15 protein-coding genes, 1 tRNA gene and 1 pseudogene are annotated in these 26,991 nt (G+C 59.5%); 3 read left to right on the forward strand and 14 right to left on the reverse strand.

The annotated features are described in order from the left end of the window. Positions 1–557 precede the first annotated feature (557 nt). A tRNA-Ser gene (locus HMPREF2935_RS02110) sits at positions 558–646 on the forward strand. Between the two features lie 90 nt (positions 647–736). Here the strand turns inward: HMPREF2935_RS02110 and HMPREF2935_RS02115 are convergent. From HMPREF2935_RS02115 to HMPREF2935_RS02125, 3 genes are read right to left on the reverse strand one after another with little or no spacing between them, the layout of a single operon-like run. Further along, positions 737–1,261 carry a methylated-DNA--[protein]-cysteine S-methyltransferase gene (locus HMPREF2935_RS02115; RefSeq protein ID WP_070731790.1) on the reverse strand — a complete coding sequence of 175 codons (525 nt, stop codon included), beginning with the start codon at positions 1,259–1,261 and terminating at the stop codon, positions 737–739. Between the two features lie 21 nt (positions 1,262–1,282). Next, a complete protein-coding gene (locus tag HMPREF2935_RS02120) occupies positions 1,283–3,334 on the reverse strand; it encodes a YhgE/Pip domain-containing protein (protein ID WP_070731792.1) in 2,052 nt (683 codons plus the stop codon). Further along, positions 3,334–5,946 (reverse strand): YhgE/Pip domain-containing protein, encoded by a 2,613-nt coding sequence (locus tag HMPREF2935_RS02125; protein WP_246817760.1) that lies wholly within the window; start codon positions 5,944–5,946, stop codon positions 3,334–3,336. The genes HMPREF2935_RS02120 and HMPREF2935_RS02125 overlap by 1 nt, the downstream gene beginning before the upstream one ends. Positions 5,947–6,472: 526 nt before the next feature. On the opposite strand from HMPREF2935_RS02125, the gene HMPREF2935_RS02130 reads away from it, so the two are divergent. Further along, positions 6,473–8,461: an acyltransferase family protein gene (locus HMPREF2935_RS02130; protein WP_070731794.1), complete on the forward strand. Its 1,989-nt coding sequence runs from the start codon at positions 6,473–6,475 to the stop codon at positions 8,459–8,461. Between the two features lie 30 nt (positions 8,462–8,491). On the opposite strand, the gene HMPREF2935_RS02135 is transcribed toward HMPREF2935_RS02130, so the two are convergent. The 3 genes from HMPREF2935_RS02135 to gluQRS form a co-directional block, all read right to left on the reverse strand. Continuing rightward, positions 8,492–8,830, reverse strand: a complete 339-nt coding sequence (locus tag HMPREF2935_RS02135; RefSeq protein WP_062036214.1) for a hypothetical protein — start codon at positions 8,828–8,830, stop codon at positions 8,492–8,494. Positions 8,831–8,856: 26 nt separating this feature from the next. Then, positions 8,857–10,413: a cation:proton antiporter gene (locus HMPREF2935_RS02140; protein ID WP_062036216.1), complete on the reverse strand. Its 1,557-nt coding sequence runs from the start codon at positions 10,411–10,413 to the stop codon at positions 8,857–8,859. Positions 10,414–10,483: 70 nt separating this feature from the next. Beyond that, on the reverse strand, positions 10,484–11,428 hold the full coding sequence (gene gluQRS / locus HMPREF2935_RS02145; protein WP_070731797.1) for a tRNA glutamyl-Q(34) synthetase GluQRS: 945 nt from the start codon (positions 11,426–11,428) through the stop codon (positions 10,484–10,486). A 52-nt stretch (positions 11,429–11,480) separates the two neighbouring features. Here gluQRS and HMPREF2935_RS02150 point away from each other — a divergent pair, with 52 nt between their 5' ends. Next, positions 11,481–12,938 (forward strand): hypothetical protein, encoded by a 1,458-nt coding sequence (locus HMPREF2935_RS02150; RefSeq protein ID WP_070731799.1) that lies wholly within the window; start codon positions 11,481–11,483, stop codon positions 12,936–12,938. On the opposite strand, the gene HMPREF2935_RS02155 is transcribed toward HMPREF2935_RS02150, so the two are convergent. From HMPREF2935_RS02155 to HMPREF2935_RS13320, 8 genes and pseudogenes are all read right to left on the reverse strand, one after another. Then, entirely contained in the window at positions 12,935–13,456 is a 522-nt protein-coding gene (locus tag HMPREF2935_RS02155) for a hypothetical protein (RefSeq protein ID WP_235597001.1), read from the reverse strand. The two genes, HMPREF2935_RS02150 and HMPREF2935_RS02155, sit on opposite strands and share 4 nt — an antisense overlap. Continuing rightward, positions 13,453–14,466: a TRAFAC clade GTPase domain-containing protein gene (locus HMPREF2935_RS02160; RefSeq protein ID WP_061920082.1), complete on the reverse strand. Its 1,014-nt coding sequence runs from the start codon at positions 14,464–14,466 to the stop codon at positions 13,453–13,455. Before HMPREF2935_RS02160 ends, HMPREF2935_RS02155 begins: the two co-directional genes overlap by 4 nt. Continuing rightward, positions 14,466–15,425 (reverse strand): hypothetical protein, encoded by a 960-nt coding sequence (locus HMPREF2935_RS02165; RefSeq protein WP_062042644.1) that lies wholly within the window; start codon positions 15,423–15,425, stop codon positions 14,466–14,468. Before HMPREF2935_RS02165 ends, HMPREF2935_RS02160 begins: the two co-directional genes overlap by 1 nt. A 5-nt stretch (positions 15,426–15,430) precedes the next feature. Further along, entirely contained in the window at positions 15,431–16,978 is a 1,548-nt protein-coding gene (locus tag HMPREF2935_RS02170; RefSeq protein WP_070731802.1) for a GAP1-N2 domain-containing protein, read from the reverse strand. Next, positions 16,978–19,218, reverse strand: a complete 2,241-nt coding sequence (locus tag HMPREF2935_RS02175) for a SaeA-related protein (RefSeq protein WP_070731804.1) — start codon at positions 19,216–19,218, stop codon at positions 16,978–16,980. Before HMPREF2935_RS02175 ends, HMPREF2935_RS02170 begins: the two co-directional genes overlap by 1 nt. Positions 19,219–19,232: 14 nt before the next feature. After that, the gene (locus HMPREF2935_RS02180; protein ID WP_070731806.1) at positions 19,233–22,094 is read right to left on the reverse strand and encodes a hypothetical protein; all 2,862 of its coding nucleotides are present in this window, start codon (positions 22,092–22,094) and stop codon (positions 19,233–19,235) included. After that, the gene (locus tag HMPREF2935_RS02185) at positions 22,094–25,765 is read right to left on the reverse strand and encodes a tubulin-like doman-containing protein (protein ID WP_070731808.1); all 3,672 of its coding nucleotides are present in this window, start codon (positions 25,763–25,765) and stop codon (positions 22,094–22,096) included. The genes HMPREF2935_RS02180 and HMPREF2935_RS02185 overlap by 1 nt, the downstream gene beginning before the upstream one ends. A 72-nt stretch (positions 25,766–25,837) precedes the next feature. After that, positions 25,838–26,991, reverse strand: a pseudogene (locus HMPREF2935_RS13320) (VWA domain-containing protein); the annotation flags it as partial.

The raw sequence follows: 26,991 nt of genomic DNA on the forward strand, positions 1-26,991 counted from the left end.
GCTCTTCGGAGTTGGGACCATTTGCGTTTTCTTGGGTTACGTTTTCTTAGGTCCGGCGCCACTGCCCGACACCCTCCCCCAGCTTCTCTCGCCCGACATCCCCCCGACATCCCCAAGGCACCGCAAATACCCAGACGGCAAACGAGGATGGTAAATCCACGCACCACCTGCCCTACTGTTCCACTTCCACATCAGCGATTGCGACAAGGCTTGACCATTTAGGAACGCGGCCTGCCATTCAAACGGAGATCAGTACTCCGCGGCGGCACGAAAGGGCCAAATGGTGAGGTGCAGATGGTGAGTTCACCATTCAGCAACCCCACCAGTTAACAGCACCACCATCCGCAAAGGGTCGACCTCACCATTTGGACGTGACCTCACCATTTGGAGGCGGCGCCCGCACGGATTGCACTCAGGCCGCGCGATTCATGCTCGGCCCGAATAGTTTGCGCTCGGCCCGCGTGGCTCGCGGACGACCTGCGCGATTTGCGGGCCACCTTTCCGCTATTGACCTGCGGATTTTGCCGCTCTAGACAAGGCTGATAATGTTTTCCAACGGAGGATTCGACTAGCGGCCTATGTCACACGCCTGGAACGCGTGCGGGAGTCACATCCCTCAGGGGTTCAAATCCCCTATCCTCCGCCACGGGTCCCAGCTCTTCGGAGTTGGGACCATTTGCGTTTTCTTGAGTCCGGCTGGGTTGGCAGAGCAAAGGCGGAGCTAGGGGGACGAGGACTAGGGCGTTCGAGCGCCACTTTCTAGGCGCAGCAGCAGCTCCTTTGCAGCCACGCCGCCGCGGTAGCCGCCGAGGCTGCCGTCGCTGCGCAATACGCGGTGGCACGGCACGATAATCGGCACGGGGTTACGCGCGCAGGCGCTACCCACGGCGCGGACGGCCTTGGGGTTTGCGGCGGCGTCGGCAAGCTGGGCGTAGGTGGTGGTCGCGCCGTACGGAATGTCCGTCAGTAGCCTTTGGACGCGCTGGCGAAAGCCCGAGGTGAGGGCCTCATCAATGGGCACGCTGAAGGTGCGGCGCGCGCCTGTGAAGTACTCGTCTAGCTGTGCGGCAGCAAGAGTCGGCACCGGACTTGTGCCCATGGTTGCCGGACCGATCTTGTTGTTAAGGAGCGCCAAGACTTCCGCGGACTCTTCGCACGCGAAGGCCAGATAGACCACACCCCGCTCAGTCGCCGCCACGAGGAGTTCGCCCACAGGCGAGTCGACGTAACGATAAGTAACTGAGCGGGGTGTAAATGCCATGCCGGCAATTCTAGTGCGGGGCTACATCAGCTTGGTCTCAGCGAGAGCTGCATCCAACTTCGAGGTATAGGCATGCAACGGCTTGTGCAAGACGATGCCGAGGAAGAACATCGGCAGCAGGAAGACCAGCAGCACCAGCAGCGAGAGCCAGTAATCAGCGTGATAGACGCCGCCGATTGCCGCACGGAAGGCACGAATCGTGTACGTCGCCGGCAACCACGGGCTGATGTTCTGGAACCACTCCGGCAAAAGCTGCAGCGGATACGCGCCGCCGGCACTGGAGACCTGAATGACCAACAAAAGCACGCCCAAAGCCTTACCCGCGTTGGCGAAGGAGACCACGAGCGTATAGATGATCATCATGAATACGGTCGAAGAGACCCAGGCCGCCAACCACAGCAGCACCGGATGTGCGGGTTCTAGCTGCACGAAGAAGATAAGGCCAAGCGAAAGCAGCGTGGACTGGAAGAAGCCAATCAGCGCGAAGATGCCGAAGCGGCCAAAGAAGCGCTGCACCACGGTATAAGAGTCGCGGTTGCTGACGTCAGTGCGCAAGGTGACGGCTGTGAGCAGGCAGCCCACCCACAGCGCCAGGGTGGTATACAGCGGCGCCATGCCCGCGCCAAACGACGCCACCGGATAGACAGGTTGGCGGTCCACCGAAACCGGCGAGGCGATAAAGCTTGCCAGGGCATCCGGGTTATTGCCCACCACCTTGGCTAGGCGCGAGAGATCGCCGGTATCGCGTGCGCGGTCGAGCTCATCTTTTAGCTCGCCGAAGCGGTCCGCATCCGAGTCCAGCTCCTGAGCAAGGGTGCTCAGTGCATCCCGGGCGCCAGTCAGAGACTCGGTGTCCAAGCTGATGCCAGAGCCCTGCGAGTCGATGTCACTGCCGATGCGCTGCAGGGAGTCCTGGAGCTTGCCCACAGAGGTGCGCAGCTGCGAGTCGCGGCTGGACTCGATTGCTTGCTGGGCGCGGTCGATGGAAGAAAAGTCCGGCTTCTGCGCACCCGGCGCATTCGCTGCGGCTACCAAGCGGGAGTGCACGGCCTCCTGTGCCGCAATAGCCTCGTCGAGGTTGCTGGTCAGCTGCGCGGCCTCCGCCGGCAGCACTGGCTTCACATCGCTATTTACGCGATCCCGCAGGCCTTTGTAGGCATCAATCTGCCCCTGCACCTGGCCTGCCAGCGTATTCAAGGTGGCCTGCATCGAGGCGCGCGAGGTATCCGCTGAATCGTATAGTTCGTCGATTCGCTGGCGTACTACATCGTAGCTATCGGCAGTCTGCGAAAGCGCCGCGTCGAGGGACTCCGTAGACAGGTTCAGATCTCCAGTTGGGCCCGACAGCGAAGGACGCGGCGCATTGGCGATGCGTTGTGCGCTTTCTACTAGCGGCACTGAAGAATCCACCAGGCTGCCCATCGAACGGGCCGTACGCGCGCCGGTGTGCAGCTGTGTTTCGATGCCATCGGCACGAGCTTCAATGCGCTTCAACGTTGCCTTTGCGTCGGACTCGTTGAGGTATTCGTCGAGGGAGGAAATCAGGCCTAGGGAGACGTCGCCAAGCGTGTGTGTGAAGGACTCCGCGATCTGGGAGGAAACGCCCTCTGCGCCCTTATTCGTAATTTTCGGCGCCAGCGCGTTCTTCTTCTCGTTGGTGTACAGCGAGATTTCGGTCGGCTTGGAGCCTTCCGCATAGAAGGTCATCATGTCCGAGCTGAAATGCTCCGGCAGCACGATGGAGGCGTAATACTCGCCAGATTTCGTGCCGTCGATGGCGTCTTCAGCGTCGGTGATGACCCAATCCAACTTGTCATTTGCACGCAGCTCCGAGAGCACCTTCTCGCCTACGTTGACCGGAACCGGGAAGATGTCGCTTTTATAGCCGGTATCCTCACTGGCCACGGCTACCTTCAGCTGGCCCGTGTTGGAGAAAGGATCCCAGCTGGCCAACACGTTGAACCAAGTAAACAGCAAAGGAATAACGACGAGGCCAAAGAGGATGACTGATGCCATGACGTTGCTAGTGGCACGGCGAAGATCATCCAGGAAAATTCCACCGATCTTTTTCATTATTTCTCCTCGCCTTTTTCGTCGAGAGTGTCTTCATTGTGCAAGACGCCGTCTTGGTACTGCGCCTCCTCAGCCGAAGCCGAATGCACACCTTCACCGCGGGCGGCAACGGAGTGCCGGAGCTCTTCCTCGTTGAAGTCCACCAACTCGGTGGACTGCGCGAGGCTCTTGCGCAGGTACTCGAGGGTGACCACGATGCCCAAGATAAGCAGGCACCACAGCGTCCAAATGCCCAACAACAATGGTTTCTGCGAAGGCACAAGCGCAGCCACGATGCCGAGCACCACCATGCCCACAACGCCAAGTACTGCAGCCACGCGGATCCAGTGCCTGTAATCGTGCTTGCGTTTTTCCAAATCAGCTGCGAATTCCTCACGGCCTTGCAGTGCCTTCAGGACATCGGCGAAGCGGTAACCATCGCCGACGATCTGGACGTTTTCTGCCGCGATGAGATCGGTCTTGGCCAGCTCGCGGTTAAAGAGCAAGTTAAAGTGCGCGAAGCTGCGACGCCCCAACAAGCCCAAGGCGAAAGCCACTACGAACATCAAGGCCAGCACGGACATGAACTTGAGATAGTGCAGACCATAGAAGCCGCCGATGGTCTCGCGCATGGCGTCGATGCCATATGAGAATGGCAGAAGCGGGTAGATGGAACGGAAGAAGTTCGGCATCAGCTCAATCGGGTACAGGCCGGAGGCACCCGGAATCTGTACGATGACCAGCACCACTGCAAGGCCACGGCCCACGTGACCAAGGGCCGTCGACAGCGCGTAGATGATGCTGAGATAAGCCAGCGCGATGAGCGTGCCGGTGGCAACGAATGCGACTGGATTTACCGTCTGTACGCCCACGGCCAAGTCACCCACGGTGACAATTACGGCCTGCACCATCGCCATCACGGCCATGAGCAGGAAACGGCCCAGATAAGCCTGGCCCACCGTGAGCCGCTTAAAGCCTTCGAGATCCACCTCCACGCGGAAGATGACCACGAGCACGAAGGCACCGATCCACAGCGAGAGGTTCGTAAACAGCGAGGCCATCGCGGAGCCATAGGAGCCCACCGGATAGACTGGCGCGCTCTTCACCTCAACGGGATCAGCGAAGAAGGAACCAATCTCATCGGAGTTCAGGCCGGTGATGGTCTGCAGTTCCTTGGTCCGCGAGTGAGCGGTGATGGCGCGGACGTCGTCACGCGCGCCCTCCACACCATCTTCCAGGGAGGCAAGATCTGAATCGAAGGAACCAAGTGCGTCCTGGGTTGCGCCGAGCTGCTTGCCGACGCCGTCCAGCAAGTTCTGTGCTTCCTCCATCGTCGCCTTTTGGGTGTCCAGCGAAGCCGAGAACGCACCGACCTTGGAGCTTAGGTTGCTCATCGCGCGATTAATCTCCGGCACAGACTTATCGACTGTGTCCGAGAGAACCTGGGAGGTCTTCTTCGTATCCTGCGCCGCCTGATTGACCGCATCCGCCGTGGACTTCACGGACTTGGCGGTCTCATTGCTGTCATTGCTGAGTGCTTGGAGATTACCCAGCAGCTGCTTATTCGCAGCGTTGCCCTCCTCCAAAGTGGCAATTGCATCATTGAGCGGGCCCGCCACACCCGGAGCTACGGCGGGCGAATTAACGACATCGCGCAGCTGCCGGATGGATTCATCCCCGGCGGCAATAGCGTCGTTGGTTTGCTGGGTCGCGGAGTTAAAACGGGAGTTTGCTTGGTCGAGCTGCGCAGTAATATCCGCGACGGATTCCTGGGCGCGCGCGGTGCCTTGCGCTACGCCGGTTGACCCCTCGACGAAAGCCGAGGTCAGGGAATCGGTATAGCCGGTGACGTCGCCTTGTGCGCTGGCGATGACATTCTGGACGTCGCCAAGTGCGGCTTGTGCATCCGTCATAGCCTGCTCAACATCGCGCACCGTCTGCTTGGCATTTTGCATCTTGACCTGCGAGTTGCCGAGCTTATCGCTAACCTCACGCAAATCCGCACGCGCGGAGGAAATGTTATTTGCTGCCTTATCGAAGGCTCCTTCCGAACGCTGGCGGGAGCGCTGCAGCCGGTCTTCGAACTTATTGCCCTCATCGCGCACCGAGGAGGCCGCTGCCTCCGCCACCTGCTCCTTGAATGCAGAGGTGATCTGTTCGTCCAAGCTAGATGCGGCACTGTCGGTGATCTTGGGCGCGATTGCGCTGGCCTTCTCATTGACGCGGTACTCCAACGTTGGCTGCGCATATTGGCCGTGCAGCGCGCCTAGAAGATCCGAGCTGAAATTCTCCGGGATGGTCACCGTGGCGAAGGTCTCCCCGCGCTCCAAGGAGCGCTCGGCTTCTTCAGCGTCAAGGAATTGCCAGCCCAGCTGGTGATTGTCGTGCAGCTGCTCCGTGACTTGCTTGCCGACGTCGATATGACCGGTGACATCAGAAGATCCGCCCTTGTCCTCATTGACAACGGCGACCTTAATATTTTCGGTTGCTCCATATGGGTCCCAGAAGGCCGCGATATTGACCCACGAATAAAGCGCGGGCGTAATGACCAAACCGATGAGAATGATCCACGACTTCTTGGTGCGCCCAAGACGGGCAATATCTCTTAGAAAAATTTGCCAAGCATAACGCACGCTGAACACACTACTTAAGCTTTCGGACATGGCGTTAACCAGCACCTTTATTGTTCAACGAACGAAAGTAGTTCATTTTAAAAACTATTCATTTCAAGCTGCGGGACGTCGGTTTAATACGGCTTTCCTTCCCCGGACGAGGGCTTGAGCAAACTTGGGACATCGGAGTTATTTCCCGAGCTTCTCGGCCTAAACGGAACCCGCACTATCACTTACGCTTTCGAGACTCGCCTTAGCACGCAAAAGGCACAGCCTTTCAACACCGCGATCTATAGACCACCTTTAAACCACTTTGTTAAATATGTCACTCACCGTATATACGAGGCCTAAAGAACTACATAAAACTTTTACTCACCCCGCAACCCCCACACCGTGGGGAATATTCTCCCCCAAGAGCCAAACATGTCGAGACAAGGGTTTAGAGTAAGTGGAGCTTTGCGCTGTGACTGGCCTTCATTTTTAAAGCAGCGCGAGAGATGTCCGTTTCCGCCCCCTTGATTGATGTTTCCCTATAGGAGAATTCCGGATGCCAAGACCGGTTGATTCACATACCTCTTACGTGCCCGCAATCGACGGTCTGCGCACCGTCGCTGTGCTCAGCGTCGTGGCGTATCACCTAGACCCAGCCTGGCTGCCCGGCGGCTACTTGGGCGTCGGTATGTTCTTTACGCTCTCTGGCTACCTCATTACTGCCAACCTTATGCGCAGCCACCTGCGCGGCAAGGGCCTTGGTCTGCCTACCTTCTGGCTGCGCCGCTTCCGTCGCCTCGTGCCGGCAGTCGTGCTCATGCTGGTCTCCGTAGTATTGCTGACGATCTTCTTCGATCTCCCCAAGCTCGGCGAGACCGGCGGCCATGCGCTCAGCGCGCTGTTCTACGTCAACAACTGGCATGTCATCCTGGAGGGCCAGTCCTACTTTGACCGCTTTGCCGGCCACGCACCGCTGGACCACATGTGGTCACTGTCGGTGGAAGAGCAGTTTTATCTCTTCTGGCCGCTGGTGTTGTTTGTGCTTCTCAAGCTCACCCGTGGCAAGCGCAAGCCGCTTCTTATTTCCACGCTGGTGCTTGCCGCACTCTCCTTCGGTTGGATGGCCTTCCTGTTCAACACCGGCGCCGATGCCACCCGCGTATACGAGGGCACCGATACCCGTGCCGGCGGCATTCTGCTTGGCGCTGCCCTCGCTATCGCACTGACCAAGCAACGCGGCTACCGCATCCCGCCGCGGGCACTTACCATCCCGGCTTCCATTCTCGGTCTGGTTGGTATTGGCCTGCTCTTCTGGTTGCTGCCGGACTATTCGCCGCACCTATACAACTGGGGCCTTATCGCTCTTTCCATCGCCACCGTCGCGGTCATCGCCGCGGCCTTGGATCAGCGCAGCCTTCTCTCCCGCTTCTTCGCGCTGGCACCACTGCGCTGGATCGGTGAGCGTTCCTACGGTATCTACCTCTGGCACCTGCCTGCCATCGTGTTCATTCCAGATTGGTCCGTAGCACACCCCATCTTGGTCACCGTGATCTCCATCCTCCTCGCGGCCATTTCTTGGGCGCTAGTTGAGGACCCGATCCGCCGCAACGGCGTCGTCGAGCCGGTGAAGAATTGGTGGGCGAAGCGCAAGAGCATCGGCATGCCGCGCCTTGGCCTTACCGTTCCAGCCACGCTTATGGCGGCCGTGGTTGCAATGGGCATTCCGGCCGCATGGAACGATGCACTGGGCCAGGAGGAAACCCCAGGCTCGCAGCAGATGGGCTTGAAGGTCGGTGGAGGCGGCCCCAAGAAGGACACCGCGGCTGCGGCGCCAGCACCTAATGCCTCTTCTAGCGCGGCCCCAAGTTCCGCTGCCCCAGATCCGAACCAGAAGGGCAAGACGCGCTGCACCACCATCATCCACGTCGGTGACTCCACCTCCATCGGCATGTTCTCCGATGACTACGTCTCCGATCCTTCACTCAATGCCCAGGTGACCTACAAGAACGTCGGCGCTCAAGAAGTCGTCGCAGACGTCACCGGCGCCCGCTCCACCGTTGAGGCCCTCGAGGGGGATCCAACCATCCTCGATTCCGTTAATCAGCTGTTGCAGCAGGGCTACGGCGAGGACGATTGCTGGGTCATCGGCGCTGGTGTGAACGACGCCGCAAACCGCGCCGTGGGCGGTTCCGGCGAGGAAGACTGGCGCGTGGACCAAATCATGCAGGTGCTTGGCAAAGCCCCCGTAATGTGGCCGACCGCCACCACCAACCGTGACTCCGGCGCTTACGCGGATTCCAACATGCAGCCTTTCAACGAGGCGCTGCTGGCCTCCCGCGATCGCTACCCGAACCTCGTGGTCTATGACTGGGCTACCGATGCCCGGACCGAGTGGTTCTTGGAGGGCGATGACGTCCACTACAACACCGGTGGCAACGAGAAGCGCGCGGAGTACTTCTCCAAGGCAATCGCCAAGGCATTCCCTGCTGATGGCTCCAAGCCGGAGCACCAGATCGTGGCGGTAGATTCCACGCCTACCCGCTAGGAAAAAGCAAAGATATCGGGCAGGACATAGTTAATTCGCAAAGGCCGGTGGTTCAAAACCATCGGCCTTTAGCCATTCAATATGCGGCGGCGTGTTGTGGCCCCACTCGTTGCGGGTCCACACAAAAGCCTCTTCTACTTCTGCTTCCGAGTAGCCGCCATCGCGCAGATAGGCCTTGAAACCGTTTTTACCCGGCTCCTTAATCCACAGCCAGATATAGTCCAGCACACTGTGATCCCCCAGCAAGTCCTGCAGAGACTCTGGCAGGTATTCACGCTCGGCGCGCACGCGGGCTTCTAGGTCCTCGTCGAAGAAGTCGTACAGATAATCCATACTGTCTTCCAGCTGGGCATATTCGAGTGCATTCATGTTTATATACTCCTTGCGGCCCCAGCCTAGCGGGTCTTGGTTCCCAGGGTCATGCGGTCTACTTCCTCGAGTACTTCATCCACGATCATCGGGTTGAAGTTGCGGTCACGGCGCAGGCGAAGCAGCTCCTGTTGGGCGCCTGCCAAGGCAACCCGGCGCGCCGCCAGCGCGACGTCGCGAGCTTTGATCGCCTTTTGCAGACGGGTGCTGGCATCGTCGCCGTCCTCGTCTTCACCAAGGCGATCCTCAAACCACTGCGAGATATTGGCGGCAATCTCTGGGTCCAATTCTTTGTATTTCCTCCGCATCGAAGCCACGCCAGCTTTGCGCGCACGCTTGGTGATTTCCGCGCGCATTTTGTCAGAGGCTGCCTGTGAATACGTGGTGAGATCCAGCTGACGCATGAGCCACGGCAACAGGAGGCCTGGCAGCACCATGGTCATCACCAGAACGGTCAGGGCGATAACGGAAAGCTCATCACTATAGGCAATGGCATCGCTCGGTATGGACAAAACCAGCGCGAGGGTGACCAGGCCACGCATGCCAGACCAAGCCATAAGCAGCACTTCCTGCAGGCGCAGCGGGGCAAGGCGTGGCTTTCCGCGCCGCAGATTGATGCGGTAGAAAAGCCACATCCATAGCAGCCGAACTACAAAGGCCACGAGGGAAAGCAGCACGCCAACGATGATCGAATGCCCCAGGTTGGTACCCGCCTCGTGTACCGCGCTGTTGACGGTCATACCGATAAGGCCAAAGGCCACGCCCGTAAACAGCAGCTCGATGGTCTCCCAGAAGGATTGGCCGGAAAGACGGTCTTCGGCCTGAATCGGCGCGCGGGAATGCAGCTCCACCGCGGCGATAACGACTGCGATAACGCCAGAAGCATGGAGTTCTTCCGCAACTACATAGACGGCGAAGGGAATCACCCAGGTAAGCGCATTGCGGGCAACCACTTCATGAACTCGCGCGATGAACATGGAGGCAAGGCGTCCGCTGCCCCAGCCCAGCACACCCGCCACTGCTGCAGAGTAAAGGAAGCTCAAGATAGCATTCCCCCAGGTCATGGTGGAATCATCGGTCACCGCCACGAGTGCGAGGTGGAAAGCCACAATCGATGCCGCGTCGTTGAACAGGCCTTCAGTCTGCAGCGTGGAAATAATGCGGCGCGGGATACCCGCGGGCTCAGCCACTGCTTCCACCGCAACTGGGTCAGGCGGCGCGATAGCTGCGCCGATGAGAATCGCACCCGCCAAGCTGACTCCAGGCAAGAAGGCATAGGCGGTCATGCCCACGGTCAGCGTGGTAGCAACCACCAAGAGCACGGACAAGCTCAAGATAGTCACCCATTGCTCTCGTATTACGCCCCAGGAGGTTCTACGCGCCAGCGCCCACAGCAAAGGCGGCAGGAAGACGGGCAGGATGAGATCGGTTGGAATCTCAAAGTCCGGCAGCCTCGGAATGAACATGGACAGTGCCGCCAGAATGGAAAGCAAAGCCGGCCAGGGAAGCCCGGTCTTATCCCCGACTGCCACCACAATCACGGTCAACAACATCAGACCAATGAGTACTAGCAGTACTTCCACAAAACTCACTCCACATACGCGCCGACTCTGCTCTTGTAGCTTTACCCTTTAAACAATAGTCTGGCCGGTATTAGTCCTGTGCGGCGCCTCGGCGCCCATCGCTCCACTCATAAGGCTGAGTGCTCAGCGCCTCCGGCTGAAACTTTTCCAGTAGCTCGTGAGCGCTTGCTGCCGTATAGCCCAGCGAATGCGCCATCTGCCCCACCACCTGCTCCGGGGTATAAAACTCCAGCAACTGGCGCAGCGTTACCGCTCCATCCCGTTTAGACAAGCGCTTGCCTTCCGGGTTGAGAACCAAGGGAACGTGAACAAACTCTGGCGCCGGCTGGCCCAACAGGCTCGCGAGATAAGCCTGCCGCGGGGCGGAGCTCAACAAATCATCGCCGCGGACTACCTGGTCGACTCCTTGGTAGATATCGTCTACCACCACCGCCAAGTTATAAGCCCAGTCCGCCTGCGGATTGTTGATATCGGCTACCTGGCCGCCGCGCCGCAAGATGAAATCGTCGACGTCGCCTGTGTAATTGCCGTGCAGCTTGTCTTGGATGGTGAACTGATTTGTTTCCGCACGCAGCCGCAGCGATGGCACGCGGCTTTGCGCGGCAAGCTCGCCGCGTTTTTGCGCTTTGGTTTCCTCATCAAGATAGCGGCAGGTTCCCGGGTATTGACCCGGAATCGCGTGCGGGGCGCGAGCGGCTTCCTGAATGTCTTTGCGCGAACAGAAGCACTCATAGTACGGCAGCTTCCCCAAGGCCGCGCTGTAGGCGGCTTCCCTATCCTGCTGGTAGATGACCTCGCCGTCCCAGTCGATTCCGAGCGTGGCCAGATCTTCCAATTGGCGCTGCGCTGCATCAAGCGAGGAGCGCTGCTTATCGATGTCCTCGATGCGCACCACGAAGCGCCGCCCTGAAGAACGCGCAAAAAGCCATGCCAGAAGGGCTGTGCGGAGGTTTCCGAAGTGGAGATCCCCGGAAGGGCTCGGGGCGTAGCGTCCAGCGTGGGTGTGAGAATCCATGGAATCTAGTGTACGAGCGAAATTTATATGTTCCTGCACTAAAATCTGCCCCATGCCTACCGATGTGACTTACCCTATTCTCAATGCTCAACGTGCCACCGAGCTTTTGGAAATTGCGAAAAGCTACGACAACGACACCGCTTTTCCCGCGGCGGAATTAAAAGAAATCGGCGCGCTTTTAAGCCAAGTCATCGGTGACGATAAATTCGTGGGCTCAGCTGAAGACGTAGCGCCTACCGCTGACCTGCTCAATGCATTCATGCTCCTGCTTATCTGCCAGGAACCAACCTCCCCCGCAGCGGCCCAGTCCGCGCTGCGCATCGCAAGCCTCGGCGCCTTAGCTGGTAATCCGGCCATCACCAGCCGCGGCTTTAGGCTCGCGTCCCTTTACTACGATGCTCTGCAAGACTCCGAGAAGGCATGGGCATACGCCAAGAAAGCTGCCCAGGCAGGAGACGACGCCCAACTAATAAAGCTGCAAAACATCGCCGAGCAAAAGCGCGCCGCCGAAGAAGCCGTGCGCGCAAGAGCACAAGAAGAACGCGCCAAAGCCGCCGAGGCAGCACTAGCCGCCCAGCAAGCACAAGCAGCCGAAGCAGAAGAAACAGCAGAGCTAGAGCCAGAAGAACCGGAAGAGCGCGAGCGAACCGGCACCCTCGAAGAGCAGCTAAACAAGCTGCGTGACCGCCTCGAGACAGCCAAGAGTGAGAACGTCAAAGAGCACAGCGAGGAGTTCGTCGACATCAACCGCCAAGTCCAGCTCGCTGCGTTCAGCGAGGAAAACTCGCTTCCGGCCTCCCCAGTCAGCGCGGCGCCGAACCCAAGCACCGCCCTCGCGAAGGCCCTGTCTATCCTCCTCGAATCCGCTGTCGGCGCGCTGTGGGCTTGCCCTTCCTTCGCGACGCGCAGCCACGTGGCGAACAAGAGCAACGAGATCCTGCGCAAGTACCACCTCAGCCCCGAATATTCCACGCTGCCTGCGGGAATGCTGGCACGCTTCTACGCTGATGCGGCCGGCAACAATACCGATACCACGGGCGAAACCGCAGCTGATTTCTACGGCCTTGCGGCTAAGGAATACTCCCGCAACGGCAATGAAGCCCGCGAGCTAGAAATGCTGCTGCGCAAGGTCGAGGTCTTCCTCATCGACAATGACCGCGATGAGGCACACGATATCTTGGCCTCACGGTACGTCAACGCACTCAAGTACACGGAGCTGCCCATCGCCGCACGCTGGACCGTCTTATTCTCCGAGACGCTGCGCACGGAGGCAGAAAACATGTTTAAGTCCACCCAGGTCCTGATGGACTTTCTAGGCCGTCACCCCATCGCCTCGGCGCGCAGCCCCCTAGATTTCAACGCCTTGGCTGAAGTCGTTGAGCTCTTGGGGGATCGCTATACCTCCGCGAACGATACTGTCACCGCACGTGAGAAGTACCGCGTGGCCTATGAGCTGTTTAATACGGCGAACAATCAGGAGGCGCTCGCGGCATTGGCTAAGAAGGCTTAAAAGCCGAACCATTCCTTATTGCCCGGCAGCCACAGCAGCACGATGGTTACCATTGCTGCCAAGGAAATGGGCCAAACGTGCGGCAGCACCAGCATCAACACCACGATGGCGAGGATGACCGTCAGCCAGATGCGTGCCTTGTGCTGCGCATGCAGCGTGTAGACCATGAGCACGCACAGCGCGAGCACCACGAGTGAAAGCCCCACGCCCAGCTCAGTGGCTAGGCGCTCGATGCGGTTCAAGTGTTCGGGAACGCGCTCGGAGGCCACGAGCTCAAATACGTAGTAGACGATGTAGGCCGAGATTCCCAGCACAAAAAGCGCAGCGATCTGCAGCGCCCACGGCGCCCGCCAGGCGGACATATCGGCGGCCCGGCGCGCCGCCTTCTGTTGGTCTGCAACCTGCCCATAGCGGTAGTCACTGACCGGCATCGCAGGGGAACCAAACTGTGCTTCGCCAGCACCGCCTTGGGAAGGAACCCCAAATTGCTGGTTTCCGTTGGGCGTACCGAAAGTCACTGGACATCCTTTCCAAATACGCCGTAGCCGCTAAGCAGCGTACGGATTGGGTCCAGCACGCGGAAAGGTGCGATGCCACTGCGTGCTAGGTGCCGGCCTGTCGGCGCCTCGCCTAGAGCGGAGACCGCGAAGTACCGGTATCCGTTCTTGCTGACGTTGGCGACCATGTTGATGAGGTCGAAGGCTTCCAGGTAGCGCAACAAGGAGTCCACTTCCTGGTGCAGGACGTAGGAATCGTCGAAGTGGAAGTTCCAGCCGGTATCGCGGCGGAAGGCAGCGCCCGCGTTGCCCATAATCTTGGCCCACGGCGTATTCGGGTTATGCTCCAGTTTCTGCAGCGTATCGAACTTGGAGATGGTCACTGCCAGCGGCGGCGGGCACTCCGTTCCCATCAGCGTGATGAGGTTTTCCAGCACCTGCGTCGGCTCGGCACCGAGCTCACCAAAGTCCGGAACAAGTCCGTGCAGGTAGTCCCGGATTTGTCGCTCACGCAGCGGGTCAAACAGGAAGATAACCAGGTCGGCGTACTTGAAGAAGGACAGCGCTTCGCGGTCTTCTTCCCGCTCCGGCAGGTTCTCCAGGTCCTCGCCGGCAACGTCGCGGAAGACGAGATAATTGGTACGCATTACGCCTTCGGCATCTGGCCAACGGCCCAGATCAAAGATCAGCGGGTCACGCTGATAAGCATCGGTGGCCACGGCGCTCGGGGTGGGCTCCATGCTCTGCATTTCCTTAAAAAGCGGGTTTTCGTACTTTTCCGCATAGCGCTGCGCCGTGGATTCATCGGCCGCCAGCACGGAGTGATCGTGCTTGTGCGCAAGCTGCTTGAGCTGCTTGACCATCACTGCGGTATACAGCGACTTGCCGGAGTTACGTGCACCGGCCATGGCCACGCAGTGGGTCACGGATTCCGTCCAGTCCGGCAACAGCTCGCGGTTGTTATAAGGGCTTTCGGTAGCGCCCTTTTCCAGTGGACGGAAAGTCCACGGGCATGCGGCGGTGCTGGTCATTAGTACTCCTCCTTGAGCATCGCTGCCGCTTCATCGGATAGGCGCGCAAGATCGCTGTTGAATGCGCTGCGCTGCTTATCGACGTCGTCTCGGTCAATCACCACGAAAGCCACCGGGTGCTCGCCTGCACTTGCGCGAGCGAGTTCAACCTCCTGCTCGGCAATCGGGCTAACCACAATCACCACGGCGGGCTTTTCACCGCTTAGCATCGCGGCAGTAGGGCTGTCGGTTACATAGATAAACAGCGAGGAAGATTCGTGTAAGTCATGTCCCTTCCACTGGCGGCGCCCCACGCGGTCAGCACCGGCATCGATAGCACCAGTGATAAAGCTCTGCAGCTCGCTTACGGTATGACCAGCGGTACGTTCCTGCCCATCGGTCGCGGTGAAGTTCGTGAAGGAATCCGCTAGGGCGTTTATGTACTTCGCCGCCAGCTCGATAGCACCATCGGAAGTATTGACCTGCATGGAAGCAGAGCTATCGATGACGGCGATGGCATCGGCCAGCTCAGCGTCATCAAGCGCCGCGCGGCGCATCTTTGAGCGGACCTCGCGCGCCGAATCGGTGATTCCTGCGCCCTCGGAAGATCCAAAGGCCGAAAGACGCAGCTGCTGGCCCTCAACCTGCAGCTCGGCGAGACGCTCGGGGCTATCTTCCGCGCCGTCGATAAGCACGCGCGGGAAGCTCACGGTGTCCTCACCGTTGCTGATATTCAAACGAATCTCGCTGCGCAAACCAAAGGTGCCGAAGCCCTTCGGGCGCACCTGGATCGTCGCATCCTGTGTAACCGCATGCACGATGAGCAGCAGGTCATCTACGCGGGTGTAATCCACACCCTCGGGCACGATAGCGAGTTCAACCTGCGCGCCACCCGCACCGATTTCGAAAGCCTCGACGCGAATGGTGTCAGTGATTGTAAGGTGACGAGATTCCCCGTCTTTCAAAGTGTATTTAGCCATTGTCTTTAACTTTCCGTGAAACCGTGTGCTCGAATTATTTCTGCAAAAATCTCGCTCAAGTAACGTCCTAATTCACCAGTCGCCGCACTCCGCCGTTCCTCAGGCTGAATAACAGGGGCAAATCTTTCGATAGTGAGTGCACGCGCTTGATCCAGCGACGCCGTGTCGATGCCGCACAAAGCCTGCGAAACTAGGAAGTTATAATCGGCCGGAAAATACTTCACCCAAGAAGCCAATGCTGCCGCCAGCGCAAAGACCCGCGTTCCCTCGGGGAAGCAGGAAGGATGCAGCAGCGCAAAGTGAATAGCACGCCCCCGATGCTTCTTCAGGTAACCCATCCACCAAGCTGGATCGAAGTCTCGCAGCTGTTCCAGTTCATCTGAGGTAAGCCCCGGAAGGACGGCGTTCGCACCCGGCGCCGCAGGGGCCGCTGCAGCTGCTGCGGTCGGTGCAGGCTCCGTTTGCGCGATGCCTGGCGATGCCCCGTTTTCCTCGCCCCGTGGCGCAGATTGCGCACTTTCGCTGAAAGGGTTTACCTGCGACGCAGCCGACAAGTCTGCGGCAGCTGCGGCCGGCGACTCAGCCCATGGCTCGGCCACAGATTGTGCGGGTTCGTCAACAAAAGGCGAGTTCGCCTCTGGCTCTACTGCTGCCGGTGCTGGGGTCGGCGCCGACGCTATTTCCCCAGCGCCCTCGTAGGCGCTCAAGTCCGGCAGTGGCTCGCCCAGTTCGAAGATCACCGGATTGCCAGGAATAGCGCGGGCCTTGGTCAGCTCGGCAAGGCGCAACTTTTCGGACTCAGGAACCACCACCATGGTCGAAGTTCCCAGTGGAAGCTCAGCTATGGCGGCTGGCTTTTCAAAGGTAGAGAATCCGAATCCCAGCTCGCCTACCTCGCGGGCTGCGGCAGCAACCCAAAAGGCCGCTTGGTTTTCGGGAGCCACCAAGATGACGAGAGTTTTCTTCTTCGAAGAAAGCACCTTCGCCATCGCTTCTACCAAGCGCGCGTTATAGGCGGCGTCGCTATGCGGCACTACAGACTTGAAGGGCGCTGGCAACGCGGCAGGGCTGCGGAATTCGCCGGCCAAGAAGTCGTCGATAAGCGCATCGCTCGCAAGCGGACCTTTACGCGAAATCTTTTCCGGGATCTCCACCTTGTCCACTTCAAAGATGGAAAAAGGCGTCGGCACATCCGGCGAATACAGCACGTCCGCCGGTGCGGGCGGCACTCCCCCGTCTGAAACCGCGGTATAGGTAAAGACGTTGCCGCCGCGGCCCGTGGCGTCGATGCCGGCGGGAACGGAGACCATGGTGACCCATTGCTCGCCCTCCTCGGTCAGCGTGAATACCGCAGTGCGGCGCACCAGCTCCGCGCGCTCCTGAGCCGAAGGAAAGTCCGGGATAGGCGCACCGCTGTTCAAGCTCGTTGGGACAAAACTAACCAGCTCCTGCAGCTGCTCCTGGGAAATATCCCCGCTTACTGCGCCCACTCCCCAGCCACCTGCCCGACCGTTGCCGCGCGAGAAGGATGCAAAGCTAAAAGCACCCGCCATTAATACTGCCCTCCTTGCTGGAAGTTCTGCGCGCCATCCTGCGGGGAAGGCAATGGGTCAAAGCGCAAGCGCTGGGCGACGCCGCTTTCTACCACGACCGTCCTATCAGTGGCATTGAACTGCGACGCCGAATCAGAATCGAAGCTGCCCTGCTGGCCCAAGCTGAAGTCGTGGCCGAAGTCAGGGTTGAAAGATTGCGCGGAAAAATCACCCGTAGCAAAGTCTTCGACCGCAAACAGGCGAACATAGCCGCCGTTCCAGGTTCGCTGGTCTAAGTCCACGATGAAATCAGGCTGCTCAAAAGTGCCCTGGTGCAGGCCCTGGCTGGTGTAGCGGTCCGTGTTCATGCCAGACAGCTTCAACGGCACACCATCCTCAGCAAACAGCGGCAGGCGCACCGGGTTATAAATCACCTGGCAAGAAAATGGGCGCCTATCGCCCATGTCCAGGCTGGACAGGTACACGCCAAGCTGCCGGGTGCTGAAGTCATAGTGGAAGTCATAAGTCACCGTGCGCAGGCCGGGGTATTCAATGACCTGTTCGCGGGCCTCAGTTCTTTTACCCGCAAACATGGCAAACGGGCGCAAGCGCACGACGTCACTGTGGCGCTCGAGTTTCAGGCGAATGCCGCCCTGCAACTCGTATTCCTCCTCGCGCACCGTGGTAGTGCCGCTGTTGGTCGTGCACTCCACCATCGTGGCGCCGCGCGGCCAGGTGAAGGAAATCAACTGGCTATCCACGCGCTCGATAAGCCGCACTTCATCCTCCCCGATGGGCAGCACACGCTGCAGAACGCGCGACTCACCGACCCATGCGTCGGCCTCGTTGAAGTTGACCGGGGTGACATAAACCTCGTACCAATCAGAAGGCCACGGCATCGTGGTGTTCTGCACGGAATCCGGTGGGGTTGCGCCTCGCGTTTCAGTCACGGCGTCGGCAAACGCGTTTTCCACATAAGACTTATCGATAGCCTTGGTGCGCAACTCCGGACGTGGGGCGTGCGGGGTCAGATAAATCTTGACTTCGCCCGTCTTCGGCGAGTTCCACTCAATCTCGATGTTGTCGTGACCACCAGCATTCTCCCGCTCACAGCGCGTAAGCGACATCTTCTCTAGCTCACTGGCTAACTTCACCGAATGCTGCACTACCGTCTCATTCGAGCTGGTCAACCTGCCATCTCGGAACTGCGCCTGGCCTTGCAAGGAGACAACCATGGTCTGGCCCGCCTCCTGCACACGGATGGTGGCCTTACGCCCACTGCTTTCGATGTCCTGCTCAAACCGCGGGGACAGCAGGTCGCGCTCGGTGTCCTTGCATGCATAAACGACGGCGGCCTCATGGCCCTCCAGCAAGTCCCAAGAGACCTGGATTGCGCCCTTGATGGTGGTCACCTTGACGTTGACCGGCGGAAAGACCACTGCCGTCTCGCCCATAAACAGCGGCTGGCTGCTAATCGCTTCTCCCAGATCGGCTCCCTTATAAGCCCACACCGCATAGTGGCGCAGACCGGCCGTACCCGGATCCATGTCGCGGTAAGCGGTGCCGCGAGTGATCATCAATGTCTCGCCTGCTTCCGGCGAGGCAATCATCTCTCGGTCATCGGCGACGACGCGGTAGAAAACCAGTTCTCCCGGCTGCGCAGAAACCGGCTCCCACCAAATGCGCACCGGGTGGCGAACGTCCGAATTATCCTCTGTCGGCTGCTCGTAGCCATAAGGATCTTCTTCTGCTTCTGCCGCTGCATCGGTGGTTTCCGGGACCTCAACCACAGCGTGCATCTCAGGCACTACCCAACCCTCTGGTTGCTTGCCCTTATAAGGCGCGCTGAATGCATCTGCCGGCAGGTTGGTGTAATCGTCCTCGTTGACCTGGGTACGTACGTTCTCCTTGGCCTTGAGCTTGGCAAGCTCCGCTGCCCAGTCGATGTCCTTGTTACCAGGCTGTGGCGACTGTGGGTCTTCTTTTTTGGGACTCATGTCTTTGATCTCCGAAGTTCCAAAGGAGGATAGGGTGGCGCCCGTTTGGGGCTCCGGAGCAGGCGGCTGCGGGTTGAGATTGGCCGCGTTAAGTTCCGGATGCGCAACGGCGCTGCCGTTGAATACCGCCGCGATTTGTTCTGCAAACTCGCCGTACTGCGGTGCAATGTGCCGACGCACGTCCTCGGCCGAGACCTGCTCCAAATCGTGCAGCGGGAGTAATTGCGAAAGCGGAATATCCGTAATCTTGGGTGATTGCGTCATCTTGGTGATTGCTCCTAGAACGTCTCGTCCAAGTCATCGAGCGACGGCGTCTGGCTGTGGCGGCCAAAGCTAAAGCCGGTGGAACCCTCGCCGGCGCTGTGGCGGCCCGGCTGCACCTGCGAAGCATTGTTGAAAGAGTCCATGTGGTCGGTTTCGTCCAGTCCACTGAGCGCATCTGCGAAGGAAGGTAAAGCAGCTTCCGTCTCCGGCTGCGCTTCCTTTGGCAGCAAGTATTTGAAATCGGTGATGCGGCCGAACTGCACCACGGTCAAAGAACGCGAAAGCTGGCTGGTTAGCGCGGTATTGCTATCGACCTCGATGATGCGAGTGCGGGAAGGATCGATCTCGGTGTATCCATCGGAAGCGCCCAACGTGGTCAGCGATTCATTGCTGAAGGCCTGCATAGCGCCCTTTTCTTCGCTCATACCCGCCATGAACTGCTGGGTGGATTGCTCCTGCCTGCGATTATCGTCCAAGAAGGTCACCTTGGACAGGAACTGCTGCATGCTGCCCGTCATTTGTGGATTGGTAATCGCACTGTGCCAGACCTGCGGCTTCAAATCTCGATCCGCCATCGCTGGGTGATCCAGGTTGCGAGCGATCATGTCCAGCGGCGACTTCGAATACTGGCCGCGCATGCCCCACATGGCGCTCGGCTGGATAGAACCGTTGCCCACCTGGTGACGCTCGAAGACAGAATTCATGTAATCCACGAGCCCACGCAAAGACTTATGAGCCCAGGCCTCAGAGAAAACGTGGGAACGAATTCCCTCGGCCATGCGGCTGGTTTCATCGTCGGTGACCTTTGCCTTGCCGATACGCGCGTTATCCGGCAAGCCGGATTCCGGGGTGCGCAGGTGGTCGCTGGTGGTGGACTTCAAGCCGAATGGCGCATAGATTGCGCGACCCAGAACTGAAGACCAGCTCAGGAACTGACCGTATGCATTGATGTTGCGGTCGATGTCTCCCGCTGCGAGCACGATGTTGCGCGCGGCAATCTCCTGGTTCTGGCGATTGAGCTTTTGCCTTTGCACGTAATCGTAGATTTCGCGCTGTGCCTTGGTGAAGGCAAGCCAGGAACAAACCAGGAACAAGGCGATGGAAACAATGACGCCGAGGGTGGTCCACTTCCAGTCCAGGGTGGGCATGGAATCCCAGATCCGCAAGTCGCTGTTGTAATGCGAGATGCACAGGTAAATGAGCACGAGCAAAATCGCGCCTAGCACGCCCCACATGGCGCGCAGCTTGGTGGTCAGCTTGCGGTTTTCGGCGTTGAAGTCACGCTCGGCAAAGCCCTTGGCTTCCTCGCTGAGCTGGCGGGCGACGTCCTCGAAGTGCGCCTCGCGCTGGCGCGCGGAGTGCAGGCTTGCGGCCAAACCAGAGCCGACCTTCCATGCGAAGGTTTCCTGGTGCTGGTTACGCCATGCCGCGAATTGCTGCTTTTTACGGTTGATCTCAGTGTTTTGTGTGCTCTGGCTAGTCCACTCCAGGTCAGCCGCGAACTTCTCCGCAGCGAGTGGATCGAAAGGTGCAATCGTTGCCTGCGCCTCGTTTTCATAGCCCACCGTGCGGTTCATCAGTGGGTGGAAACCACGGAAGGATTGGCTGACATCGGGCACGGACTGCTTGCCGTGCTGGACAATGAGTACGTCCTGGTTATTGCCCTTCGGCGGGGCGAAGTTGGCGTTTTCCTTCCACTGGCCATCAACTAAGCCCAGCGCAAAGTCATGATAGGCCTCCCACATGCCAGCCAGCTGCGGGGTATCACCAACGTCGAATTGGACCTTCTGGGCTTCATTCAGCGTCCGGTTATTCTTCTGCTGCATCTGTGCGATGGATACAGCATTCTCGCCCTTGCCGGAATGGCCATCCAAAACCACCTCCATGTTGGAATTGCGGCCATAGAGAAGATTCTGCAGGAACGAGGCGGTTGCGCTGTTTACGGCACCGCGCCGGTCGTTGACCCAATCCTGCGGCTTGCCGATGACGGTGGCCCAGTACAGGCGCAGGTTATCGCGCAGCGCAGCCCACGCGCCGATCTTCTGCGTCTTCGGGGTCTCCAGCGGGATTTCCTGGGAAATCAGGCTGCCACCAAAAGCGTGAAAGAGAGTATCCGCGTAGTGCTGCGTAAGCGCGTTCGGATCGGTAGCGTGCTCGGTGTAGCTGGTGTTATTCACGCGGGTACGCGGCAGGCGATTATTCGGATTGAATACTCGGTCCTTGACCTCATTTTCGACCTCGCTGGCATCGATAGTGCGGTGGAAAGCACGCACGAGACGGAAGTTTTCCCAGTTGCCGGTTTCCATCAGCCGGCCCGATTCGGCCTCGAATACAGCTGCCTCCTGCATTCCGCGCCACAGGCCGAAGATGGATGCCACGGCAGGAGCTGCGAACTGTGCCAAGGCAAAGCCATCTTCGCTGCGCATGATGGGGCGAATATGCGAAGCGGAAGGAGTGCCGCCCTCTTCTGGGGAAAGCACCAGGTTCTCCCACACCTGCAGCGGCTCAATGTGTGCCGGCTGCAAAGGCAAGGTGGTCAGCAACAGGCGAACGCGCTGGTTCGAGGCCTGGACGATGCGCGAATCCACGGCCGCCGCCCACCGCGACAAAGCGTCTGGCTGCAAGGAATCACTTTCATCCAGCGTATCGATGACCACGAGGAGCATATCGCCTTCGTGGTTGCGCAGAGACTCATCGAGAGTGGCGATACGTGGGTTTCCCTCAGCGTCGAAGAAGCGCACTGCGGCTGCCGACGTCGGTTGGGTGTAGTCCACCCACATGAAGTTCTGCAGCAAGCCAACAGCTCGCAGGTCGAAAAGGCGGGAACGAATCTCATCGGCCGTGGCGCCGTGTCCAAAGAACAGTACGTTAGTCATTAGAAGGTGTCATCCAAGTCGGTGAGGTTGAATTCAGGCTCAAAGCGCGGGGTCTGGTTGGAAGAATCCCGGCTCGTGGGAGCCTCAAAAGTAACGGGCGTTTCCGCGGCGGTCTTTGCCTGGCCCAGCAGATCACGGATGCGCTGTGCCATGACGACGACGTCCGGCGCCAGGTCGCGGTAGTACGGCGTAGCGGAGGCGACGTCGCGGCGGCGAATGTTTGCAAATGGCTTGTCATCCATGCCTTGACCCGGCAGAGAATTCATTCCACCCGGAATGAAGTGATCGGCGCCGCGGACGAACTTATCGAGCTCCGCAACGAAGGATTCATAACGATCCTGGATGCTGGAGCCGACGACGCCGCGGCCCGGCACGGTGCCATCACGCAGGAAGGCCGCCAGACGGTGGACCAGTGGGTGCGTCGAAGCACCAGAGTGCGCAAAGTCCTGGCCGTCGTCGTAAAGCCCGCGCAGCAACTGGTACGGGTACAAGGAAGAGGCAAAGCCGTATGCGCCATTCTTTTGTACCTTCGCGTACGCGATGAAGATGGACTCAAGCACGGAAGACATCCAGTCGGACTTCTTAACCATGCGGCGCGGGGAAATCAGCATCGGGTTCGGGAAAGGTACCCAATCGCCTACGCCATTGGCGGTGTCGTCGTAGATATGTGCCGCGGCGTTATCGGAATCCGGGTTGGAGATGTGGATGCGGCCGGTAATGCGGCCGATGATCCAACCTGCAACCATGGCCTGACGCTCGGTCTCAGTCAGCGGCAGTGCCGCCGCGAGCGGACGGGTACGACGCTCCGACCAGTAGGAACCATCGAAGTTTTCTTGCTTATCGATGTCCTCGGCGATGTAGCCGAACATGGAAGAAAATACGATCGGCGAGTAGTTCGGGTAGGAACCGAAGATCTCGATGTGCTGTACCTGCTCGGACATGTTCAGCGAGTTACGCAACGCCACCTGCGATGGCTCGTCAATAGAAGGCGTAGAAAGCAGCTCGCCCAGGCGTGGAACGATGCCGGTTTCTTCGCTGCCCAAAGCCTCGAAAGGAATATCAGAGAAGGAGTAGGTGTACTGCACGTCCTTGCCGTGGATGCGCTGGACCATGTCGCTGGACACGGCAGCCAACGGGCGGGCGTAGCTCAGCGCCAACTGGAAGGCGTTGACGAAGCGGTCAATGCGCTGGGAGTGCTCCACCTCGTTGATATCCGGGGTCAGCATCAGGTAGCTGCGCAGATCCACGGAGTTGAACTTGTAGAACTCATAGTCGCGGCGGTTAATCCACGCACGGGAGCGCTCCAGCAGATCTGCCGGGCGAATGCGCGAACGGTACTGTGCGCGCTGGGACTCGCGACGCTCCCCGGTCTGCGGATGCTGCGACAGGTGCTTGGATACCCAACCTGCACGGTTGCTGTATTCATCGTTGGTGCGCTTCTGCGGCGCCAGCGTATCCCGCGGTGCCTTGTTGGCATCCAGCGAATCCCACTCGCCGCGAATGACCGCACGCACCGCGAATGGGTAAGCCTGATCGTAATGTTGCACATCGGCAGTGGACTGCTGGCCCTGAATGGTGCGCAACATCTGGGTTTGGTAGTCGGTGATAAACGCGTTGACGTCGGTCAACATGATTTCGTTTTCCGCGCCCTTGAAGCGGGACTCAACGACCTCGTCTACTTCCTCCGGCCAGGCGTTGACCTCGTTGGTGCGAACGTCTGCCAGCTTGTTGGTCTCCGGGCGTGACTGTGCTGCCTTCTCGAGCACCTTATGGGCGTCGCCAAGCTCACGCTGCAGATGGAAGAGGTTCTCGTCGACGTAATCCTGCAGAACGTCCTGCAGAATATGCGCCGTAGCCAACAGGAAGTAGTGATAGAACTGCTGGTGATAAAGGCCCAGTAGAGCGTTGACAGTCGGCGTTGGATCCGTCATCTGACCCTTGCCGGTCAGCGGGCTAAGGATCGGCTCCGCGCCTTGCGGAAGCGCAAGCACGGCGAAGTTCTGGAAGGAATTAGAGAACTCATTAAGCTGCGGCTGCAGGCGGTCGCCGCTGGCCAAGACGTCCTTGACGCGATCGAGCATCTCGCGAACATAAGGCAGGCCCACTGCCGCCAACTCGCCCTCGACCGTGCTCAAGACCTTGTCTGAGAAGAAGTTAGCGAAGCGATAGGTGGTGTCATACGCCGCCTGTTGGAGCATTCCCGCGATGTACTGCTGGTTCTGTGGATCGCTCAGGTTCTGCATGAGCTCTGCGCGCCACTCGTTAACGTTGCGCCCTTCCCCTACCGGGATGAAATTACGCAGGCTGCGCGCTGCGTTTTCGGCAGCTGGCTGGCCCATGCCGCCGAATACGGTGTTCAGCCAGTTATACGCGGAGTTCGGATCGATAGGTCCGCCCATCGCCCAGCTCGGATCCAACATCATGTCTTGGAAGCGGCCCGGCAGGCGCTCATCAAGGCGCTTTGCAATCTGCATCTCGCCGGCCTCTGGGTTGGCCTTATCGAGATGTCCGTTGAGCAGACGCTCAAAGGAGCTACGGGCCAGGCGCTGCGCGGAATACTCGGCGAAGCGATCGCGGCCCATGGAAATCTGCGCATAGCCCAGCGAACCCCACGGCAGGCGGGCCCACGGGGTACCGCCCTGCGATTGATCGCGGTCCCAGCCAAAGAAACGGCGGCCGCCATCACCGGAAGGAGTGTTGGTCAACGCATAAGAGACCAGGTTGTCAGACGCACGGGTCGAGGCCATCAAACCGGCCAGCGCGCGGCCCAGGCCGCGGTAGATCGACATCGCGGAGCCATCGCCAAAGCGGGAGCCGGTGGTGCCCATCTTGGAACCGATGGGAAAGATTCGGCCGAAAGTCGGGCCCTCTGGCGGGGTGCCCATGTCAAAGGCCTCGAAGATGGCGCGGTCATGCGCGGTGGAGTTACCCATCTGGGATGCAACGACCTCGCCGAACATGGCCAGGGAGTTGGGCCATGCGCCGGCCATGTCCTCTGCCTTGTTGTCGGAGAAGATCTCCGGGGTGTACATGAAGACCAGCGTGCTGGTCGGATCGAGATTCTTGATGGTGGTCAGAACGCGGCAGACATCCAGGAACATCGAAGCGCCTGCGCCGCCTGCCATGGAGGAAACAACCAGCACAACCGGCGCGGAGGAACCAGTATCGGTGCGCTTCTTTGACTGCTTGTAATTGAGCTCGTTGAGCTCCTGGATAGCTTCCTGGGTAAACATCTCAGACACCGCCGCGTTCAATGCGTTGCGGATGTCCTTCAGGTGGCGCAGGGTCAGGATGCGGCCGATGGCGCGGTACTGGCCGGCGCCGTCGGCAAGCTTTGTGTCATTCGATTGCGGCGTACGCGAAGCCCACGTGGCGATCTCGCCCAGCTTGCCGAAGCGGCCCAACGTTTCAGAGATACCAGCATCGAACTGGTTGTAATGCTGGCGTGAGCCGATACCCACATACTGACCGCCGCTTTGGGTAACGTTCGGCAGCTTCTGCGGGCCGGCCTCCTCTTCGAGGGGAACATCGATGTTCACAAACTGCCACGCCTTGGGCAGCTCGGTGATGTCTGGATCGATGGTGCGCAGCTCCGCCTTGAGCTGGTCCATGATAAAAGCCAAGGTCTTGGCGCCGGAGCCACCGCAGCCAACTACGAGGAACTTCTTCATCTGCTCTTAAAACCTTTCGGGATGTCTCTTTAAGTGTTCAACTTGTGCGTTCTGCTTGCGTTCTGGTTCGGACTAGTTGTTTCCGAAGGAAGGCCCCTGCGGCCATGGCCCGTTGCCCGGCTGGCCGAAGCCGCCCTGGCCGCCCGGTTGGCCAAAGCCGCCTTGCTGGCTGCCTTGGTTACCCGGTTGGCCAAAGCCTCCCTGCGGACCTGGTTGGCCGAAGCCACCTTGCTGCGGGTTCTGGCGCGGCCCGTTGCCCGGCTGGCCGAAGCCGCCCTGGCTACCTGGCTGACCGAAGCCACGCTGCTGACCTAGCTGGCCCGGCTGCTGCACCTGGCCCGGCTGCCCCGGGAACTGCTGCACTGGAGCGTTAGCACCCGGCGCGTTCTGCGGTGCCTGTGCACCTTGTGCGCCTTGCTCTCCCTTCGGGCCCTTCGGAGCCTTAGGCTCCTTCGGCGCTGGGAACTGCACCTGCTCGAAGAGCACCGGTGCGGAGCGGTTGATCTCCTCGGAAAGCTCGTCGTACTTTTCGGCATGTGCCATCGTGTCGACCGTCAAGACGATTTCGCCGCGATCCTTGTCATTAGCGTTGCCCACGAAGAACCAGTTGTTCTGAACTGCCAGCGGCAAGATGGCGCGGCCGCCAGACTGCTTGCCCTTTCCGGAGATGGAGCCGTCCTTTTCAACTTCCACATGGGCCGCGGTAAATGGGCTAAGGCCCATCTTTACCTTCGCCTCGTACAGGCCCAGGTTTGCCCGGCGCGGCGCGGCGTCGACAGGCACTGCGCCCTGGAACTCCTCCTTGGAGACCGCAAACGGCTTGCCGGTATCCGTGCGGATGAGGCTCGTGCCTTCCTTCTTGACCGGAATCGTCTTCGCGAACATGCGCGGGGACTCAGGGATGCGGCCGGAGAACCACTTCATGAAGTAAAGAACCGCCAGCGGAATCAAAAGGCCCAAAAGGACCGCCAGCACGAAGGCAAGGCCGAAGGCACTCTTGCTCAAAGGCGTGGTCATCGAGCCCTTCAGCTGCAGCGGCAGCTGCGCTTCCTGATTATCTTCCGCAGACTGCAAGCTCAGCGTTGGCTTGAGCGCCAAAGCGCCGTCTTCCATGTTCTCTGCAGAAAGGGTGATCGGCAGCGTCGCCTCTTCGCCCTCACCAAGCTCAAGCGCGTTATCCGCGGAATCGTGCTTGGACGTAACCTTGAGCGCATCCACGCCCTTCG

The organism is Corynebacterium sp. HMSC076D02, assembly GCF_001813815.1.
Lineage (GTDB): Bacteria > Actinomycetota > Actinomycetes > Mycobacteriales > Mycobacteriaceae > Corynebacterium > Corynebacterium simulans.